Origin of the sequence: Streptomyces sp. BE20 (assembly GCF_036322525.1) — a bacterium.
Classification (GTDB): domain Bacteria; phylum Actinomycetota; class Actinomycetes; order Streptomycetales; family Streptomycetaceae; genus Kitasatospora.
Genome location: NZ_JAQYWW010001223.1, coordinates 208,063 through 227,153, shown reverse-complemented (window position 1 = coordinate 227,153; position 19,091 = coordinate 208,063). Strand labels below are relative to the sequence as shown.

Sequence of the window (19,091 nt, the reverse complement as noted above, 5' to 3'; positions counted from 1 at the left end):
GCACGGGTGTTCGGCGGTGGGTGCGCGAGGGCGGTCCGGGGTCGGGGTGGTCGGGAGCCCCGGGGCTTCGGAGGTTCGAAGCCCCGGAGGTTCAGGACACGATGCCCAGCTCGTGCGGCGTGTTGTTGAACCGCCGCCCGGCCTGCTCGGTGACCGTCACGATGTCCTCGATCCGCACCCCGAACCGGCCCGGCAGGTAGACGCCCGGCTCGATCGAGAAGCACATGCCGGGGACGAGCGGCTGCTCCTCGCCCTCGACCAGGTACGGCGGCTCGTGCGTGGTGATCCCGATGCCGTGGCCGGTGCGGTGGATGAAGTACTCGCCGTACCCGGCCTCGGTGATGACCCGTCGGGCGATCCGGTCGATCTCCTGGCAGCTCACCCCGGGCCGGACCGCCTCGAACGCCGTCTGCTGCGCCTCCCGGACGACGTCGTGGACCTTCCGCACCTCGGCCGGGACGTCGGTGCCGAGATGCACGGTCCGGGTGGTGTCGGAGCCGTAGCCGTCCTTGAGACCGCCGAAGTCCAGCACGACGGTGTCACCGGACTCGATGACCCGGTCACCGGCCTCGTGGTGCGGGTCGGCGCCGTTCGGGCCGGAGCCGACCACGGTGAAGTCGACCTGGCTGTGCCCGTACTGGATGAGCAGCGCGCTGAGGTCGGCGGCCACGTCGGTCTCCCGGCGCCCGGCGAACTCGACCTCCAGGATGCCCCGGTAGGCGGCGTCGGCGGCGCCGCCGGCCGCGGCGAGGCGCTCCAGCTCGTCCGGGCCCTTGACGGCGCGCAGCATCGGCAGGGTCTCGGTGAGCGAGGTCCAGCCGGTGCCGGGCAGGGCGGCCTGGAGGCCGAGCAGGTGCATGGCCCAGGCGTTGTCGGAGATGCCGTACCGGCCCGCCCGGTCGAGCAGCGGGGCGGCGGTGGCGTACGGGTCCTGGCCGTCCGTCCAGTCGAGCAGCCGGACGGCGGGGGCGCCGGCCGCCTTCTCGGCGTCGGGGCGTTCCAGCACGGGGACGATCAGGGCGGGCTCGTGCCCGGCGCCGAGGACGAGGGCGGTCAGGCGTTCGGTGATCGCGGTGGGCTGGTACCCGGTCAGGTAGACGAGGTCGGGGCCGGGGGCGACGACCAGGCCGGCCAGCCCGGCGGCGGTGGCGGCCGAGGCCGCCCGGTCGAGGCGGGCTCGGTAGTCCTCGGTGGTGAAGGGTCGGGGCATGCGAGGTCTCCTGGTGGGGGCGAACGCTCCGGGGCGAGCGCTCCGGGGCGGTCGGAGCCCGGGCGGTCGATGTCCGGGGGGTGCGGTGTCCGGGGGTGCGGTGTCCGGCCGGGGCTCGACCGCCCGGGCCGGCGTCAACTCCGTTACGGCCTGGGCGAGTCGGCGTAGTGCTTGAGGAACAGCGCCTCCACGTGCGCCATGTGCTCGATCTCGCCGGGGTCGACGCTCTCGTTGGGCGCGTGGATCAGGCAGCGCGGCTCCTCGACGCCCATCAGGATGATCTCCGACTCCGGGAAGGTCCTGGCGAACACGTTGCAGAGCGGGATCGAGCCGCCCTGGCCGAGGAAGGAGAGCGGTCGTCCGTAGACCTCCTGCGCGGCCTTGTCGAGCGCCGCGTACGCGGGCCCGCCGGTGGCGGCCCGGAACGGCGAACCGGTGCTCTCCGGGGCCACCTCGACGTGCACGCCCCAGGGCGCGGCGGTCTTCAGGTGCGCGACGAGGGCCTCCTGCGCGGCGTGCGGGTCCGTACCGGGCGGGACGCGGAGGCTGACCCGGGCCCGGGCGGTCGCCGGGACGGCGGCGGCGGAGCCGACCACGGGCGGGCAGTCGATGCCGAGCACGGTGACGGCCGGGCGGGCCCAGAGCCGGTCGGCGACGCTGCCGGAACCGGTCAGCCGGACGCCGTCCAGGACTCCCGCGTCGGTGCGGAACTGCTGCTCGTCGTAGCCGACGCCGCTCCAGCCGCCGGTGCTGTCCAGGCCGTCGATCCGCGTGCCGCCCTCGGCGTCGCGCAGCGTGTCGAGGACGCGGATCAGCGCGGCCAGCGCGTCCGGGGCCGGACCGCCGAACATGCCGGAGTGCACGTCGCCCTTGAGCGTGGCGACCGTGACCACCACGTTGGTGAGGCCGCGCAGGGAGGTGGTGGCGGTGGGCACGCCGACCGACGCGTTGCCGGTGTCGCAGACCAGCAGGGCGTCGGCGTGCAACTCGCCCGCGTGCGGCGGCACGTAGGCCTCCAGGCCGCCTGTGCCCTGCTCCTCGGACCCCTCGACGACCAGCTTGATGCCGACCGGGAGGTCGTCGCCGAGCGCCCGCAGCGCGGTGAGGTGCATGACGATGTTGCCCTTGCAGTCGGCGGTGCCGCGCCCGTACCAGCGGCCCTCGCGCTCGGTCAGCTCGAACGGCGGGGAGGTCCAGGCGGCGTCGTCGAGCGGGGGCTGGACGTCGTAGTGGCTGTAGAGCAGGACGGTCGGTGCGCCGGGCGGGGGCGGACGGTGGCCGACCACGGCGTGGCTCCCGTCCGGGGTCTCCTCCAGGTGGACGTCGCGCAGCCCGGCTTCACCGAAGGCGGCGGCGACCCACTCGGCGGCCTGGCGGCACTTCTCCGGCGGGTACTGGCGGGGGTCGGCAACGGAGGGGATGGCGACCAGTTCGGCCAGGTCGGCCTTGGCGCGGGGCATCAGGGCGGCGATCCGGCCGGCGAGTTCGTCGGTCATGGGTTCGGCTCCTTCCGGGGCAGGTGGGGCGGCCGGCTGTCGGGTCCGGTCGGGTGCCGGCGGGTCGGTGGCCGGCGGGTCGGTGGCCGGCGGCTCAGGTGCGCGGCTCAGGTGCCGGCGGGTCGGTGGCCGGCGCTGTCGGGCGTCAGTTGCGCACGGTGTCGTGGAGCTTGAGGTCGTCGATCTTGTCCTTGATGGCGGAGAGCTTGTCCGGGCAGTAGACCGAGAGCACGATCGTCTCGGCGAGGATCACCTCGCGGTCGGAGAGCACCGGACGCTGGCCGGGGCCGCCCGCGCCGTTGGACATGCCGTGCTTCCACTGCGCCTGCGTCAGCGAGCCGGCCGGGTCCTGGCAGACGGCGCCGCCGTCCTCGCCGAGGGTGTGCACGATCTGGCTCTGGGAGGGCACCGGGTAGCCGGCCGCGCCGAGTGCCTCGGAGAGCTGTTGGGCCTTGCGGTTGGCCTCGTTGGTGGAACGCAGCTGGGAGTAGGTCAGGAGGCCGGTGACCAGCATGGCGACCAGGAGGACGATCGCGCCGATGTAGATCCAGCGGTGCTGGGAGGCCATCAGGCTGCGGGTCATGACGCACCTCCGGGGGTACCGCCGGTGCCGGGTCCGTCGGGTCCGGTGCCGGGTCCGTCGGGTCCGTCGTCGGGTCCGGTGCCGGGTCCGTCGGGTCCGCGGGGGTCGTCGTGGGCGCTGCCGGGGCCGACGTGGTCCGCCGGTCCGCCGCCGTGGGGCCGGTTGCCGGCCGACCTCTCGGCGGCCGACCGTTCGGCGGAGGACCTCTCGGCGGCCTCCACCTCGGCGAGTTCCGCCTGCGCGTCGGGCGAGCGCCACTCGGGCTTGCGCAGCCGCAGGAACAGGTACGGGATCACCAGCCCGAGCAGGGCCAGACCGCCGCCGACGATCACCACGTACGACCAGACCGAGCCGCTGCCGAACTGCGAGGAGGGGACGAAACCGATCGCCATCGCGGCGGCCGAGGCGATCAGGCCCGTCACCGCGATCGGCACCAGCGCCGGCGCGCGGTAGCCGCGCGGGTGGTCGGGCTGGGTGCGGCGCAGCCGGATCGCGGCGGTGAACATCAGCAGGTAGACGATCAGGTACACCTGCGTGGTGATCACCGAGAAGATCCAGTAGGCACTGGAGACGTTCGGGATCAGCGCGTACGCGAGGGCGATGACGGTGGTGACCACACCCTGGGTGACCAGCAGGTTCTGCTGGACCCCCTCCCCGTTGAGCCGCTGCAGGAACGGCGGCAGGTAGCCCTCCTGCCGGGAGATCATCAGCAGGCCCTTGGACGGTCCGGCCAGCCAGGTGAGCATGCCGCCGAGCGAGGCGGAGACCAGCGCCACTGCGATCACCGGGGTGAGCCAGCCGATGTGGAAGTACTGGAAGAACGAGTCGAAGGCCTGCATCACGCCCGCGGTCAGGCTGAGCTCGCTGGACGGCACCACCCAGCTGATCGCCAGCGCCGGCAGGATGAAGATCGCCAGCACCATCCCGGAGGAGGTGAACATCGCCCGTGGGAACTCCTTGGCCGGGTCGCGGAGCGAGGAGACGTGCACCGCGTTCATCTCCATGCCGGAGTAGCTGAGGAAGTTGTTGACGATCAGCACCAGGCTGGCCAGACCGGTCCACTGCGGGAACAGGTGCGCGGCGTTCATCGGCGCGGCGGAGGGGTTGCCCTGGCCGAGGAAGACCAGACCGAGCACCACCAGCAGCACGCCGGGGATCAGCGTGCCGATCACCAGGCCCATCGAGGAGAGGCCGGCCACGGCCTTGGTGCCGCGCGAGGAGACCCAGACGCCGGTCCAGTACAGCACCATGATCACGATCGCGGTGTACAGGCCGTTGCTGGCGAGCGCCGGGTTGACCACGTAGGCGATGGTCGACGCCACGTACGCGAGCAGGGACGGGTAGTAGAAGATCGTCATCGCGAACTGGCACCAGACGGCCAGGAAACCGAGCGGCTTCGACAGGCCCTCCGACACCCAGCGGTAGACACCGCCCTCCCAGCCGGACGCCAGCTCGGCGGAGACCAGCGCGGTCGGGAGCAGGAAGACGACCGCCGGGAGGAGGTAGAGGAAGACGCACGCGAGGCCGTAGACCGCCATCGTCGGGGCGGAGCGGAGGCTGGCCACCGAGCTGGTCGTCATCAGGGCGAGCGTCAGCCAGGACATCCGGGGCGCGCTCGCGAGCCTGGTCGCGACCGCGCCGGTGCGCTGCCGGGTGGCCGGGCCGGTGCCGGCGCCTCCGGGACCCGCTCCGCCCGGTCCCGATCCTCCCGGCCCGCCCGTACCGGGACTGCCACGACCGGACGAGGGCACGTCCATGGAACTCATCAGTCCTCCTCGGGGCCCGGCGGGTCTGGTTCGGCGGGCCTGGTCCAGCAGCCCGCCCCGGGGATGGCCCCGGGGCGGGCCGTACCCGGCCAGTTCACCCGGTTGCCGGTGAGGCCGCATGCGGCGTGCACCCGCACGGGTGATCGACTCTCAGGGGTGGGCGGAGGAGTGCGGCCGGCCCGCCGTCCGGTTTTCGGGTCGGCGGACCGGTGGGGCGGTGTACCGGTGGGCGGTGTACCGGTGGTCGGGCGAGGCGGTGGACCGGCGGGCGGGGCGGGGGTCGCCGGGACCGGCGCCCAGGCCACCGCGAGCAGCAGCACGCCGGGGCCCGCCGGCCGGTGCAGCCGGCCCACCAGGAACGCGCCGGCCAGTGCCCCGACGGCCTACCCGGCCGGCGCCGACCCGATCCCGCCGCTCGACGTACCCTGCCCGCGCGGGATCACCATCACCGGCAGCAGCATCGCGGTGGCCGCCACGTCGAGGACCAGGACGACGGCGAGGGTCGGGCGGAGGAAGGCGTTGGCGGCGAGGAAGCGGAAGCCGGCGAGGGCACCGCCGTCCTTCTCCGGGGAGTCCTGCCCCGGGGGGGCTCGCGTCCGCCGCTTCCGGGCGGTTCGGGAACCGGGCCAGCAGGGCCAGCAGAGCCGAGGCCAGCGTGAGCAGCGAGGCGAGCGCCGTCCCGACGAACGGTGCGCCCCGGCCGGGCCCGAACAGTGCCCCCGCCGACGGCGGCCCGACCAGCCCCGCGCCGCTCATCCGCGCCTCGTCCTGCGCCGGCGCCTGCCTCAGTTGCTCGGGCGGGACGACCGAGCGCAGCGCGAGCAGCCGGACCGGACCGCTGTACGCGACGGTCGCGCCGATCACGACGGCCACCGGACAGGGTGTGGACGAGGGGCGGCCGGTCCAGGGCCATCGCCGGCGGGACGCTCGCGGAGGCGAGCAGCCGGGTGCCGTCGGCGGCGATCAGGATCCGCCGGCGGTCGTACCGGTCGGCGACCGCGCCGCCGTGGACCCCGAGGGCGACGGCGGTGCCGACCTGGAGGGGTCGACTTTCTCCACCCCGCAGGAGGGCTCGGTCGGCCTCCCCGGTCTGTTCTCGCACGTCACGCTGCGGCTCAGCCCCGAGCGGCTGGTCCGGCTCCGGGCCCAACTCAAGGACGTGTACGACGAGTTGCACACCGAAGGGTAGAGCACGTCGGCGGATGCGGGGGAGGTGGCCGCCTTCGCCCTGCTGTACGGGGTCCGGCCGGACGCAGCCGTCCCGGCCGGGTCGGCCGATCCGTCGGAGCCTGCCGGTCCCTCGCCGGCCGGCTCTCGAAGCGGTACCCGGCCGGGCACGGAATCGTAAACGCCGGGCGCACTGTCAGTGCCATGGTTCAGGATGACTGAATGTCATACGAACTTCAGGCGCTGATCGGCTCGGCGGAGCTGGTCGCAGTGGCGGCCGCCGAGGTTCCGGCGGCCCGCCCCCGACCGCTGGCCCAGGGGTTGGCGATGATCCCGGCGACACCAGCCTTCCTGGCCTCGCTGCGACTCGGCGGGCAGGAGTCGGCGACCACCGGAGCCGTCGGCTTCGCCTGGTTCCCGGACGGCCTCGAACGCAGGCTCGCCGCCTGGTCCAAGGCCGGCCCGATCGCCTGCGTCGAGGCGAACTTCTTCGGCGGCACCGGCACCCAGCGCGCCGCCGTCTGGGCCGACGGCCGGCTCGACCTCGGCCCGCTCACCGGTGGCGAGTTCGAACCCACGCCGCCCGAGGGCAGTCCGATCTCCCGCGTCCTGCGCAGGCTCGGGGCCCGGGTGGAGGACGCCGCCCACCGCGACGAGTTCGACGCCGTCGGCCTCGGCGAGCACCGCAGCACGGCCTCCTGGGCGTCGGCCCGCTGACCCGTCACCCCGGGGAGCGGTCGGCGCCGACCGCCTGACGGCGTGTCGCCGCCGGTCGCCGCGTGTCGTGCACCGTTCGGCGTACACGCGGTGGCTGGGCCAACTGGCCTGCCCCACGGTGTGAATCAGGCATTTCGCCTGATTCGTACCGAGAGGAAAGCATCACCCATGCGTGCCACCTGGATGGCCACCGCGCTGACCGCAGCCCTTGTGCCGGCTCCGATCGCCACGGCGACCTCCGCCACCGCCGCCGGCAACGGAGCCGCGGTCGCCCCCGCCCACGTCAGTACCTTCGCGGTCCCCGTCGACCTCCCCCTGCCCGTCCCGGCCGCCGCCGCGGTGCCCGGTGCGGCGGCCCTCCCGTCCCTGCCGGATCTCTCGACGCTGTTCGCCCTGCCGGCCATCCCGGCGGCCCCGGTCGCTCCTGCCGTCCCGGCCGCTCCCGCGGTCCCCGATCCGACGGCCGCCCTCGGCGGAGTCCTCCAGCTGGTCGACGGCCTGCTCTCGACCGTCGCTCCGCTGCTCAGGGCGCCCGACCTCGGGCCCCTCCAGCAACTCCTCGCCTCGCTGGAGGCGACTGTTCAGGCCCTGATCGGCCAACTGCCCGCGCCCCCAACGGTGACGGCCCCCGTCCCGCCCCCGACCGTCGACCCCCCGGCGACCCCGACCGTCCCGCCGGCGGACCAACTGGCCTTCCTCAAGGCCCAGGCGCAGGCCCAGGTCCAGGCCCTCCTCCAGGCCCGCCCCCTGCCCGGTGTCGTCGCTCCCCACTGACGGCGCCCGCCCGCACGACGGCGGCCCCGGTCGCGAGCCGCAGCTCGCGACCGGGGCCGCCCCGTCGCCGGTCCGCCGTCCCTCGGGGGTCAGCGGTAGTTCACGTACTGGACCGCGAAGTCCAGGTCCTTGCCCTTGAGCAGGGCCTGGACGGTCTGCAGGTCGTCGCGGCTCTTCGAGCTCACCCGGAGCTCGTCACCCTGCACCTGGGCTTTCACGCCCTTGGGGCCCTCGTCCCGGATGATCTTCGCGATCTTCTTGGCATCGTCCTGGGAGATGCCCTCCTTCACGTCCGCGAAGATCTTGTACTCCTTGCCGGACAGCTGAGGTTCCTTGGTGTCCAACGCCTTCAGCGACAGACCGCGCTTGATGAACTTGCTCTGCAGCACGTCCAGGATCGCCTTGACGCGCTCCTCGCCGTTCGCCTTCATCTCGATCGTCTCGCCGGAGCGGCTGATCTCGGCGCCGACGTTCTTGAAGTCGAAGCGGGTGGCGATCTCGCGGGAGGTCTGGTTGATCGCGTTGTCGACCTCCTGCCACTCGACCTTCGAGACGATGTCGAAACTGGAGTCGGCCATGGGTGTTGGTCTCCTTGATGCTCTGCCTGCACTGACACGGCGTGCCCCACCGGGCGTCCGCCGCCCCAGCCTATCCAGCCCACCCCCGCCCTCGCCCCCGACCGCCACGCCGCACCACGTGATCACCCGCCGCCCAACCGGGTGGCGAAGCACCCCCTTCCATCGGGTAAGGTTTACCCAGTCGAACGGGGCAAGCCCCGGGCGGCAAAACATCCTGGCTGGTTGCCCGAGCGGCCAAAGGGAGCAGACTGTAAATCTGCCGCGCAAGCTACGCAGGTTCGAACCCTGCACCAGCCACAGGATTGAGAACGGCCCGTGATCAGCGGAAACGCTGATCACGGGCCGTTCTTCGTTTTCCGCGATCAGGAGGGCCCGGGGGAACGGGTCGGCCGGAGCGTCAGGAGCAGGGTGGCGGCTGCAGGGGTGTCGGGGGCGGTGTGGGTGGGGGTGGGGTGGGCCGGGGGGAGTGGTGGGGGCGGGGTGGGGGTGATCCAGACGGAGCGCAGGCCGGTGGCGTGGGCGCCCCGGAGGTCGGTGGCGGGGTTGTTGCCGACCATCCAGTCGGCGGCGGTCAGGGTGCGGCCGAGGCGGGTGGCGGCGAGGTGGAAGATCGCGGGGGCGGGCTTGCGGGCGCCGGCCTCCTCGGAGACGCAGACGGCGTCGACGGCGGGCAGCAGCCCGGTGCGGGCGAGTTTGGCGCGCTGGATGTCGGTGGAGCCGTTGGTGACGACGGCGATGGTCCAGCCCGCGTCGCGGAGGGCGGCGAGGGCTTCGGGGACGCCGGGAATCAGGTGGGTGCGGGCGGCCTCCTGGGCGACGTGTTCCTCCCAGAGGGTCGCGCCGGAGCGCGGCAGGCCGTAGTGGTCGGCGATCCGGGCGAAGCCGGCCGGGGACCGGTCGGCGCGGAGGAGTGCGAAGACGGTGGGGGCGGCTTCGGCGGGGAGGCCGTGGGCGGCGCAGAAGCCGGGTGTCCAGGCGTCGGCGCCGCCGTCGCGTTCGACCAGGGTGTGGTCGAGGTCGATCAGGAGGAGAGGACGGCGGGGGCGGAGCCCGTCGCGAGATGGCGACGTGAAGTGATTTTTCATGTGCGGAGGGTAGTGGTCGGCGTCGGTGCCACTATTGCGAATGGCTTGCAATTACCTCGGCCAAGCAGCAAAGTGGTGGGGCAGGGGTGGGGTCGGGCCGTTCAGCCTCCCCGCTGAGAAGCCCCGGTCGTGCGGAAGCGCGCCGGGAGTCCTCCGTAAGAGCTGATCGTCTTCCCAACCGGCGCCCGCCGGGACAGCGGTCCGCCCACCCCGCCTCTCGTCCCCACCGCGTCAAAGGCGTGTCAAGGCTGCGCGCCGGAGCGTCAGGAACGCGTAGGGGGCGGCGGCGTACGGGTGCGCGGCCCGCAGGATCGGACCATCCGATCGACTGCGGAGGTCCCGCCCGATGTCCAGCCCCGTCACTCCGGCCGTCGCCGTCGTGCCCGAGCAGCCCGAGCCGTCCGAGCAGCCCGAGCCGTCCTGGCGGTCCGGACCGCCAGGAACGGATGCCGCCGGCGCGGACGCCGACCGTCACCGGCTCACCGCCCTCGGCGGCCTGGCCGCACTGTCGTTGGACGCGATGGCCTCCGTGGCGTACGGGCCCGAGTCGATCGTGCTGGTGCTGGCCGCGGCGGGGGCGTACGGGCTGGGGTTCACGCTTCCGGTGACGGCGGCGATCGCGGTGCTGCTGGCGGTGCTGGTGGCTTCGTACCGGCAGGTGATCGCGGCGTTCCCGGACGGCGGCGGTTCGTATGCGGTGGCCAAGGCGCACCTGGGGCGGCGGACGGCGCTGACCGCCGCGGCCTCGCTGGTGATCGACTACGTGCTGAACGTGGCGGTGTCGGTGACGGCGGGCGTGGCGGCGCTGACCTCCGCCGTACCGGGCCTGTACGGGGACCGGGTCTGGCTCTGCCTGGGCGTGCTGGCGCTGGTGACGGCGGTGAACCTGCGCGGGATCGCCGAGTCGGCCCGCTGGTTCATGGCGCCGACCGCCGTGTTCGTGGTCTCGATCCTGACGATCGTCGTGGTGGGCCTGTTCCGTGACGCCCCGGTGAGCACGGCGGCGGCCGAGGGGCACGCCTCGGTGCTGGCCGGCAACGCGACCGCCGTCGGGGCGCTGCTGCTGCTCAAGGCTTTCGCGGCCGGCTGCTCGGCGTTGACCGGCGTGGAGGCGGTGGCGAACGCCGTGCCGTCCTTCCGCACGCCCGGCGTGAAGCGGGCCCAGCACACCGAGGTCGCACTGGGTGCGCTGCTCGGCGTGATGCTGATCGGACTGGCCGTGCTGATCGGCCGCTTCCACCTCCAGCCGGTGGAGGGCGTCACCGTCCTCGCCCAGCTCGCCGACGCCTCGCTCGGCCACGGTGCCGGCTTCTACCTGGTCCAGTTCGCCACGGTGGTCCTGCTCGGCCTGGCCGCCAACACCTCCTTCGGCGGGCTGCCGGTCCTGCTCCACCTGCTGGCCCGCGACAACCACCTGCCGCACGTCTTCGCCCTGCGCGCCGACCGCCAGGTGCACCGGCACGGCGTGCTGTTCCTCGCGGCCGTCTCCGCGGTGCTGCTGGTCGGTTCGGGCGGCGACGTCAACAGCCTGGTGCCGCTCTTCGCGATCGGCGTGTTCGTCGGCTTCACGATCTGCCAGGTCGGCATGGTCCGCCACTGGGTGCTGGAGCGGCCGGCCCGCTGGCGGGCGAAGGCCGCGCTGAACGGCTTCGGCGCCCTGCTCACCGCCGTGGCGGCGCTGGTCGTCACCGGCACCAAGTTCACCGAGGGCGCCTGGGGCATCTGCCTGGCCCTGCCGCTGCTCGTCCTGCTCTTCGAGGCGGTCCACCGCAGCTACGCACGGATCGGCGAGCGACTGGAACTCGGACGCGTCCCCGGCCCGCTCACCCCGCAGCGCAGCCTCGTCCTCGTGCCCGTCACCGCCATCACCCGCCTCACCCGCGACGGCCTCTCCGCCGCACTCTCACTCGGCGACGAGGTCCTCGCCGTCACCGTCGTCCACGACCCGGCCGAGGCCGAAGCCCTGCGCCGGGACTGGGAACTGTGGCAGCCCGGCGTACCGCTGGTGGACATCCCGGACGGCCACCGCCGCCTCGGCCCGCCGATCGCCGAGTTCGTGAACCGCCTGGCCGCCGAACGCGCCTACGACCGGCTGACCGTCCTGATCCCCGAGGTCGAACCGGCCCGTCCCTGGCAGCGCGCCCTGCAGAACCGGCGCGGCGCGGTCATCGACCGGGCGCTGCGCCGGCACACCGACGCGGTGGTCTGCCGGCTCCGGATGCGGATGTGAGGGCTCGCCGTGTGGCGGTGAATTGCGGAGATAGTGGGTATTTGTCCGAGCCGATCGTCATATCTTGACGATGTCTTAACGGCCCCCCACCGTGCTCCCCGAATGCCCTCCGAACGCCCCCGCGCCACCTGGCGTGCCGCGCCCGCAGCGGCCCCGACCTGCGGGAACGCCCCCGCCGATCGGAGATGCCGGGCGTTCCGGACACTCCTCGGAGGCCCGTTCCGCGCCGGCCGGACGCGCTTACGCTCGCCCATGTGTTCAACGTGCCCCAGGCGCTCAAGCGCCTAGTGATCGGCAGAGCCATGCGCAGCGAGGAGCTGGGCGAGACGCTGCTCCCCAAGCGGCTGGCGCTGCCGATCTTCGCTTCCGACCCGCTCTCCTCGGTCGCCTACGCGACCCAGGAGATCCTGCTGGTGCTCACCGTCGGTGGCGCCGCCTTCCTCTCGCTGACCCCGTGGGTCGCGGCCGGTGTGGTCGCCCTGATGGCGGTCGTGGTGATGTCGTACCGCCAGGTCGTGCACGCCTACCCGAGCGGCGGCGGCTCGTACGAGGTGGTCTCCCGGAACCTGGGCGCCAACTCGGGCCTGGTGGTGGCCGCCTCGCTGCTGGTCGACTACGTGATGACGGTCGCCGTGTCGGTGGCCTCCGGTGTGGACAACATCATCTCGGCGCTTCCCTCGCTCGCCGACCACCGGGTCGAGCTGGCGGTCGGCTTCGTCGTGCTGCTGATGGCGGGGAACCTGCGCGGAGTGCGGGAGTCGGGCAAGGCCTTCGCCGCGCCGACGTACCTGTTCATCGGCGGCATCCTGCTGATGGTGGTCACCGGGCTGGTCCGGGCCGTGCTCGGCGACGCACCGGTGGCGGCCAGCGCCTCGTACGGGATCGTGCCGGAGGACGGCAAGGACACCCTGGCCGGACTGGGACTGCTGCTGCTGGGACTGCGGGCGTTCGCCTCCGGCTGCACGGCGCTGACCGGGGTCGAGGCGATCTCCAACGGCGTGCCGGCGTTCCGGGCACCGAAGTCGAGGAACGCCGCCGCCACCATGGCCGTGATGGGCACCACGGCCGTGGTCATGTTCGTCGGCATCACGGCGCTGGCGCTGGTGTCCGACGTCCACATCGCCGACGACGCCTGCCACCTCACCGGGTTCCCCGGCGACTGCACGACCGCGCCCCAGCAGACCGTGATCGCCCAGCTGGCGGCGGCGGTCTTCGGCGGCGACGGGAGCGTCCTCTTCTACGCGATCCAGGCGGTCACCGCGCTGGTGCTGATCCTGGCGGCCAACACCGCGTTCAACGGCTTCCCCCTGCTCGCCTCGATCCTGGCCGAGCACCGCTACCTGCCCCGGCAGATGCACACCCGCGGTGACCGGCTGGCCTTCTCCAACGGCATCATCGCGCTCGCGGTGGTGGCCGGCGGGCTGCTCTGGCTGTACGACGCGGACGTCACCAGCCTGATCCACCTCTACATCCTGGGGGTCTTCACCTCCTTCACGCTGTCGCAGATCGGCATGGTGCGGCACTGGAACCGCACCCTGGAGACCGAGACCGACCCGGCGGTCCGGGGCGGCGCCCTGCGGTCCCGGGTGATCAACTCCTTCGGTGCGGTCACCACCGCGCTGGTGCTGGTCGTCGTGCTGCTGACCAAGTTCACCCAGGGCGCCTGGCTGGCCGTGGTCGCGGCGGCGGTGCTCTGGGTGATGATGCGCGGCATCCGGCGGCACTACGACGGCGTCGCCGAGGAGCTGGCGGTGGACGACCCGGACGCCGAGTCGGTGCGGCCCTCCAAGGTGCACGGCATCGTGCTGGTGTCCAAGGTGCACAAGCCGACCCTGCGGGCGCTCGGCTACGCCGAGGCGTTCCGGCCGGACTCGCTGGAGGCGCTCACCGTCGCCGTGGAGCCGGACGCCACCGGCGAACTGGAGCGGCAGTGGCGGGAGCTGGCCGTGGCGGTGCCGCTGAAGGTGCTGGACTCGCCGTACCGGGAGATCACCCGGCCGGTCGTCCAGTACGTGCGGGAGTACCGCCGGACCGGCCCGCGCGAGGCGGTGGCGGTGTTCATCCCCGAGTACGTGGTCGGGCACTGGTGGGAGCACCTGCTGCACAACCAGTCGGCGCTCTGGCTGAAGAGCAGGCTGCTCTTCACCCCGGGGGTGATGGTGATCAGCGTGCCGTGGCAGCTGACCTCGGCCGGCCGGGCCGACCACCCGTCCCGCCGGGCGCCGGGTGCGGTCCGGCGCGGCGAGCCGGCGGTGCGGTCGGAACGGGAGAAGCTGCCGGCGCCCGAGCACGCCTGACGCACGCGGGCAGGGGGGCGGCAGGAGCACAGGAGCACAGGAGTACGGGAGTCACCCCACGGGCCCCGGACGGCATCGGCCGTCCGGGGCCCGTGGGGTGACCCGGCACAGCGGCCCCGGACGTGACCCCGGACGTGACCGGCTGCGACCCCCTACGCACGGAGCCCCGGCCCCGCCGCCTCCGGGCCCGTATGGAGCCCGTCAACAATCGAACGTACGCCGTATGGAGGGCGTCAAGAACGCCGTTGACGCACCGTGAGGGCGGTTGGCTGGCGTAGCCGGCCCGCCGCCGGTGCCGCGCCCCGCCCCTTCTACGCAGGCCGCGGCCACCTCCGAACCACTGTGGTGGAGCCCATGTCCGATCTCATCTACGTCGGTGTCACGGTCGCCGTGTTCGCCGTCATCGCCCTGATCGCGCGGGGGGTGGAGAAGCTGTGAGCGCCGAGAACGTCGCAGGTCTCATCGTGGCCGTCGCCCTCGTCGGCTACCTCGTCGTGGCGCTGATCTACCCGGAGAAGTTCTGACATGAGCTCCACTCTCGCGGGCTGGCTGCAGGTCCTCGCCCTGGTGGGCGCACTGGCCCTGTGCTACCGGCCCCTGGGCGACTACATCGCCCGGATCCTCACCACCTCCCGGCACCTCAGAGCCGAGCGCGGCCTGTACAAGGTGATCGGCGTGGACCCGGACGCCGACCAGCGCTGGTCGGTGTACCTGCGCTCGGTGCTGGCCTTCTCGGCCGTCTCGGTGCTCTTCCTCTACGGCCTGATCCGCCTCCAGGGCCACCTCCTGCTGAACCTCGGCGTCGAGCAGATGCCGGGCCACCAGGCGTGGAACACCGCGATCTCGTTCGTCGCCAACACCAACTGGCAGTCCTACAGCGGCGAGGCCGCGATGGGGCACGTGGCCCAGATGGCGGGTCTGGCGGTGCAGAACTTCGTCTCCGCGGCCGTCGGCATCGCCGTCGTCGCCACCCTGATCCGGGGCTTCACCCGCAACCGGACGGACCGGGTCGGCAACTTCTGGGTCGACCTGACCCGGATCAGCCTGCGCCTGCTGCTGCCGGTCGCGGTCGTCTTCGCCCTGGTGCTGGCGGCGACCGGGGTGGTGCAGAACTTCCACGGCTTCCACGAGGTGGCTGCGCTGGTCGGCGATCCGCAGTCGGTCCCGGGCGGGCCGGTGGCCTCGCAGGAGGTCATCAAGCTGCTGGGCACCAACGGCGGCGGCTTCTTCAACGCCAACTCGGCGCACCCGTTCGAGAACCCGACGGGTCTGAGCAACTTCCTGGAGGTCTTCCTGATCCTCCTGATCCCGTTCGCGTTGCCGCGGGCCTTCGGCCGGATGGTCGGGGACCACCGGCAGGGCTACGCGATCGTCGCGGTGATGGGTCTGTTCTGGGCGGCGTCGGTGGCGCTGATCACCTTCTCCGAGTCGCAGCACGCCGGTTCGGCGATGCAGGCGGCCGGCGGGGCACTGGAGGGCAAGGAGCAGCGGTTCGGTATCGCGGCGTCCGGTCTGTTCGCGGCGTCGACGACGCTGACCTCGACCGGTGCGGTGAACTCGTTCCACGACTCGTACTCGGCGTTCGGCGGCGGGTTGACGATGTTCAACATGATGCTGGGCGAGATCGCGCCCGGCGGTGTGGGCTCGGGCCTGTACGGGATGCTGGTGCTGGCGATCGTCGCGGTGTTCGTGGCCGGTCTGATGGTCGGGCGCACCCCGGAGTACCTGGGCAAGAAGCTCGGCGGGCGGGAGATGAAGTTCGCCTCCCTGTACATCCTGACCACGCCGACGCTCGTGCTGGTCGGTACGGGTGTGGCGATGGCGCTGCCGGGTCAGCGGGCCGGGATGCTCAACTCGGGTGCCCACGGCTTCTCCGAGGTGCTGTACGCGTTCACCTCGGGCGCGAACAACAACGGCTCGGCGTTCGCCGGCATCACGGTCAACACCGACTGGTACGACACCGCGATCGGCCTGGCCATGGTGTTCGGCCGGTTCCTGCCGATGGTCTTCGTCCTGGCCCTGGCCGGCGCGCTCGCACAGCAGCAGCCGGTCCCCGCCACCCCGGGCACCCTGCCCACCCACAAGCCGCTGTTCGTGGGCCTGCTGTCGGGCGTCGTCCTGATCGTCGTCGGCCTCACCTACTTCCCGGCCCTGGCTCTCGGGCCGATCGCGGAAGGTCTCTCCTGATGTCCTCCACCCTGACCGAGAAGCCGGCCCCCCGGCCGGAGGCGCCCGCCGAGGCGCCGCACAGAGCGGCCGGCGGCCTGCTCGACCCGAAGGTGCTCCTCGCCGCCCTGCCGGACGCGGTGAAGAAGCTCGACCCGCGCGTGATGGTCAAGAACCCCGTCATGTTCGTGGTCGAGGTCGGCTCCGTCGTCACCACGGTCTGCGCGATAGCCGACCCGTCGGTGTTCGCCTGGTCGATCACCGTCTGGCTCTGGCTGACCACGGTCTTCGCCAACCTGGCCGAGGCCGTCGCCGAGGGCCGTGGCAAGGCGCAGGCGGACACCCTGCGCCGGACCAGGACCGACACCGTGGCCCGGCGGCTCACCGGCTGGCCCGCGGGCCGGGGCGAGGAGGAGGTCCCCGGTGCGTCGCTGCGCCTGGGCGACCACGTCGTGGTCGAGGCCGGCCAGATCATCCCCGGTGACGGGGACGTCGTCGAGGGCGTCGCGAGCGTCGACGAGTCGGCGATCACGGGCGAGTCCGCGCCGGTGATCCGCGAGTCGGGCGGAGACCGCTCCGCCGTGACCGGCGGCACCAGGGTGCTCTCCGACCGGATCGTGGTGAAGATCTCCTCCGAACCCGGAAAGACCTTCATCGACCGGATGATCGCCCTGGTCGAGGGCGCCGCCCGGCAGAAGACGCCGAACGAGATCGCGCTCAACATCCTGCTGGCCTCGCTGACCATCGTGTTCCTGGTCGCGGTCGTCACCCTGCAGCCGATGGCCACCTACGCGGGCGCCCCGCAGTCGATGATCGTGCTGGTCGCCCTGATCGTGGCGCTCATCCCGACCACCATCGGCGCGCTGCTCTCCGCGATCGGCATCGCCGGCATGGACCGGCTGGTCCAGCGCAACGTGCTGGCGATGTCCGGCCGCGCGGTCGAGGCCGCCGGCGACGTCAACACCCTGCTGCTCGACAAGACCGGCACCATCACCCTCGGCAACCGCCAGGCCGCCGAGTTCCTCCCGGCCGCCGGCGTCACGGTCGAGGAGCTGGCCGACGCGGCGCAGCTCTCCTCGCTGGCCGACGAGACCCCCGAGGGCCGCTCGATCGTCGTCCTCGCCAAGACGCGGTACGGCCTGCGGGCCCGCGCCCAGGGCGAGTTGGCGCACGCCACCTGGGTGCCGTTCACCGCCCAGACCCGGATGTCCGGCGTCGACCTCGACGAGCCCGACGGTCCGCACCAGGTCCGCAAGGGTGCGGCGGGATCGGTCACCACCTGGGTCACCGAGAACGGCGGCACCGTCGGCCGGGACGTCGCCGAGCTGGTCGACGGCATCTCGGCCGCCGGCGGGACCCCGCTGCTGGTCGCCTCCAAGGCCGGCCCCGCGGCCCCGAAGGCCCTCGGCGTGATCCACCTCAAGGACGTGGTCAAGGAGGGCATGCGGGAGCGCTTCGACGAGCTGCGCCGGATGGGCATCAGGACGGTCATGATCACGGGCGACAACCCGCTGACCGCCCGGGCGATCGCGGAGGAGGCGGGCGTGGACGACTTCCTCGCCGAGGCCACCCCCGAGGACAAGATGGCGCTGATCAAGAAGGAGCAGGCCGGCGGCAAGCTGGTCGCGATGACCGGCGACGGCACCAACGACGCCCCGGCCCTCGCCCAGGCCGACGTCGGTGTCGCGATGAACACCGGGACCATGGCGGCCAAGGAGGCCGGCAACATGGTCGACCTCGACTCCAACCCCACCAAGCTGATCGAGATCGTCGAGATCGGCAAGCAGCTCCTGATCACCCGCGGCGCGCTCACGACCTTCTCGATCGCCAACGACGTCGCGAAGTACTTCGCGATCATCCCGGCCATGTTCGCGTCGGTGTACCCGGGCCTCGACAAGCTCAACATCATGGGCCTGCACAGCCCGCAGTCCGCGATCACCTCGGCGATCGTTTTCAACGCCCTGGTCATCGTCGGCCTCATCCCGCTCGCCCTGCGCGGGGTGAAGTACCGCCCCTCCGACGCCAGTTCGCTCCTGCGTCGCAACATCGGGGTCTACGGCCTCGGCGGGCTCGTCGTCCCCTTCGCCGGGATCAAACTGATCGACCTGGTCGTCCAGTTCGTCCCCGGCCTGAGCTGAGAGAGGAGAACCCCCGTGTCCAAGCCCCTGCCCACCGCCGTGCGCACGCACCTCACCGCCCTGCGGATGCTGCTGGTGATGACGGTGATCCTCGGTATCGCCTACCCGCTGCTGGTCACCGGCATCGCCCAGGCCGCCTTCCCCGACAAGGCCGACGGCTCGATCGTCAGGGTCGACGGCAAGGAGGTCGGCTCCGGCCTGCTGGCGCAGAGCTACGACCTGCCCAAGCAGAACCCGGACGACCCGGACGAGGTCGCGCTGCCGGACCCGAGGTGGTTCCAGCCCCGGCCCTCCGCCGGCGGCCACGACCCGAAGAGCTCCGGCGCCTCCAACCTGGGCCCCACCAGCGAGGACCTCGCCGCGACGGTCGAGGAGCGCCGCAAGGCCGTCGCCGCGTTCGACGGCGTCGACCCGGCGAGCGTCCCGGTGGACGCCGTCACCGCCTCCGGATCCGGCCTCGACCCGCACATCTCGGTCGCCTACGCCGAGCAGCAGGTCGACCGGGTCGCCAAGGCCCGTGGCAACGTCTCGCCCGAGCAGCTGAACAAGCTGGTCGAGAAGTACACCGAGGGCCGCTCGCTGGGCTTCCTCGGGGAGCCGGGCGTGAACGTGGTCCGACTCAACGCCGCGCTGGCGCAGCAGAAGTGAGCGCGGAGGGCGTGCGGACGCAACGCGCGCCGGCCGACCGGCCGGACCTGTGAGACTGGCCGACCCGGGCCGGGGCACTGCCCCGCGCCCGGGTCGGCCGCCGTCCGTCCCGGCCCCGGGAACCGCCCTCGTCCCGGCCCCCCCGGAACCGCCCCGTTCCGGGGACCGCCCCCGGCCACCCTCGCCCCTGACCTCACCTTCGCCCCCGCCCCCCGCCCCCGAAGCCGCCTCGTGCG

15 protein-coding genes and 1 tRNA gene are annotated in these 19,091 nt (G+C 72.7%); 10 read left to right on the top strand and 6 right to left on the bottom strand.

What is annotated here, in order from left to right:
- Positions 1-91: 91 nt before the first annotated feature.
- The 4 genes from PUR61_RS43315 to PUR61_RS43300 all read right to left on the bottom strand — a co-directional run bounded on the left by PUR61_RS43315 (position 92) and on the right by PUR61_RS43300 (position 5,055).
- Positions 92-1,210 (bottom strand): aminopeptidase P family protein, encoded by a 1,119-nt coding sequence (locus PUR61_RS43315; protein WP_329885447.1) that lies wholly within the window; start codon positions 1,208-1,210, stop codon positions 92-94.
- 143 nt (positions 1,211-1,353) lie between these two features.
- Positions 1,354-2,706 carry a dipeptidase gene (locus tag PUR61_RS43310; RefSeq protein ID WP_329885446.1) on the bottom strand — a complete coding sequence of 451 codons (1,353 nt, stop codon included), beginning with the start codon at positions 2,704-2,706 and terminating at the stop codon, positions 1,354-1,356.
- Between the two features lie 145 nt (positions 2,707-2,851).
- On the bottom strand, positions 2,852-3,289 hold the full coding sequence (locus tag PUR61_RS43305; protein WP_329885445.1) for a hypothetical protein: 438 nt from the start codon (positions 3,287-3,289) through the stop codon (positions 2,852-2,854).
- Positions 3,286-5,055: an APC family permease gene (locus PUR61_RS43300; RefSeq protein ID WP_329885444.1), complete on the bottom strand. Its 1,770-nt coding sequence runs from the start codon at positions 5,053-5,055 to the stop codon at positions 3,286-3,288. Before PUR61_RS43300 ends, PUR61_RS43305 begins: the two co-directional genes overlap by 4 nt.
- A gap of 655 nt (positions 5,056-5,710) precedes the next feature.
- Between PUR61_RS43300 and PUR61_RS43295 the strand changes: the two genes are divergently transcribed.
- The 3 genes from PUR61_RS43295 (at position 5,711) to PUR61_RS43285 (ending at position 7,713) form a co-directional block, all read left to right on the top strand.
- Complete coding sequence (locus tag PUR61_RS43295; protein WP_329885443.1) at positions 5,711-6,244, top strand: hypothetical protein; 534 nt, start codon at positions 5,711-5,713, stop codon at positions 6,242-6,244.
- Positions 6,245-6,444: 200 nt separating this feature from the next.
- Positions 6,445-6,939 carry a hypothetical protein gene (locus PUR61_RS43290; RefSeq protein WP_329885442.1) on the top strand — a complete coding sequence of 165 codons (495 nt, stop codon included), beginning with the start codon at positions 6,445-6,447 and terminating at the stop codon, positions 6,937-6,939.
- 168 nt (positions 6,940-7,107) lie between these two features.
- Positions 7,108-7,713 (top strand): hypothetical protein, encoded by a 606-nt coding sequence (locus PUR61_RS43285; RefSeq protein WP_329885441.1) that lies wholly within the window; start codon positions 7,108-7,110, stop codon positions 7,711-7,713.
- A gap of 89 nt (positions 7,714-7,802) precedes the next feature.
- On the opposite strand, the gene PUR61_RS43280 is transcribed toward PUR61_RS43285, so the two are convergent.
- Positions 7,803-8,291, bottom strand: coding sequence for a YajQ family cyclic di-GMP-binding protein (locus PUR61_RS43280; RefSeq protein ID WP_329885440.1), 489 nt, complete (start codon positions 8,289-8,291; stop codon positions 7,803-7,805).
- A 216-nt stretch (positions 8,292-8,507) separates the two neighbouring features.
- On the opposite strand from PUR61_RS43280, the gene PUR61_RS43275 reads away from it, so the two are divergent.
- Positions 8,508-8,588, top strand: a tRNA-Tyr gene (locus tag PUR61_RS43275).
- 65 nt (positions 8,589-8,653) lie between these two features.
- Here PUR61_RS43275 and PUR61_RS43270 read toward each other — a convergent pair.
- Positions 8,654-9,376 (bottom strand): HAD family hydrolase, encoded by a 723-nt coding sequence (locus PUR61_RS43270; protein ID WP_329885439.1) that lies wholly within the window; start codon positions 9,374-9,376, stop codon positions 8,654-8,656.
- 346 nt (positions 9,377-9,722) lie between these two features.
- Here PUR61_RS43270 and PUR61_RS43265 point away from each other — a divergent pair, with 346 nt between their 5' ends.
- The 6 genes from PUR61_RS43265 (at position 9,723) to kdpC (ending at position 18,855) form a co-directional block, all read left to right on the top strand.
- The gene (locus tag PUR61_RS43265; RefSeq protein WP_329885438.1) at positions 9,723-11,606 is read left to right on the top strand and encodes an APC family permease; all 1,884 of its coding nucleotides are present in this window, start codon (positions 9,723-9,725) and stop codon (positions 11,604-11,606) included.
- A 302-nt stretch (positions 11,607-11,908) separates the two neighbouring features.
- The gene (locus PUR61_RS43260; RefSeq protein WP_329885739.1) at positions 11,909-13,903 is read left to right on the top strand and encodes an APC family permease; all 1,995 of its coding nucleotides are present in this window, start codon (positions 11,909-11,911) and stop codon (positions 13,901-13,903) included.
- 434 nt (positions 13,904-14,337) lie between these two features.
- Complete coding sequence (kdpF, locus tag PUR61_RS43255; protein ID WP_238863773.1) at positions 14,338-14,427, top strand: K(+)-transporting ATPase subunit F; 90 nt, start codon at positions 14,338-14,340, stop codon at positions 14,425-14,427.
- A 1-nt stretch (position 14,428) separates the two neighbouring features.
- Positions 14,429-16,090, top strand: a complete 1,662-nt coding sequence (gene kdpA / locus PUR61_RS43250; protein WP_329885437.1) for a potassium-transporting ATPase subunit KdpA — start codon at positions 14,429-14,431, stop codon at positions 16,088-16,090.
- A complete protein-coding gene (kdpB, locus tag PUR61_RS43245; RefSeq protein ID WP_329885436.1) occupies positions 16,090-18,207 on the top strand; it encodes a potassium-transporting ATPase subunit KdpB in 2,118 nt (705 codons plus the stop codon). The genes kdpA and kdpB overlap by 1 nt, the downstream gene beginning before the upstream one ends.
- Before the next feature lie 15 nt (positions 18,208-18,222).
- Positions 18,223-18,855 (top strand): K(+)-transporting ATPase subunit C, encoded by a 633-nt coding sequence (kdpC, locus tag PUR61_RS43240; RefSeq protein ID WP_329885435.1) that lies wholly within the window; start codon positions 18,223-18,225, stop codon positions 18,853-18,855.
- Positions 18,856-19,091: the final 236 nt, after the last annotated feature.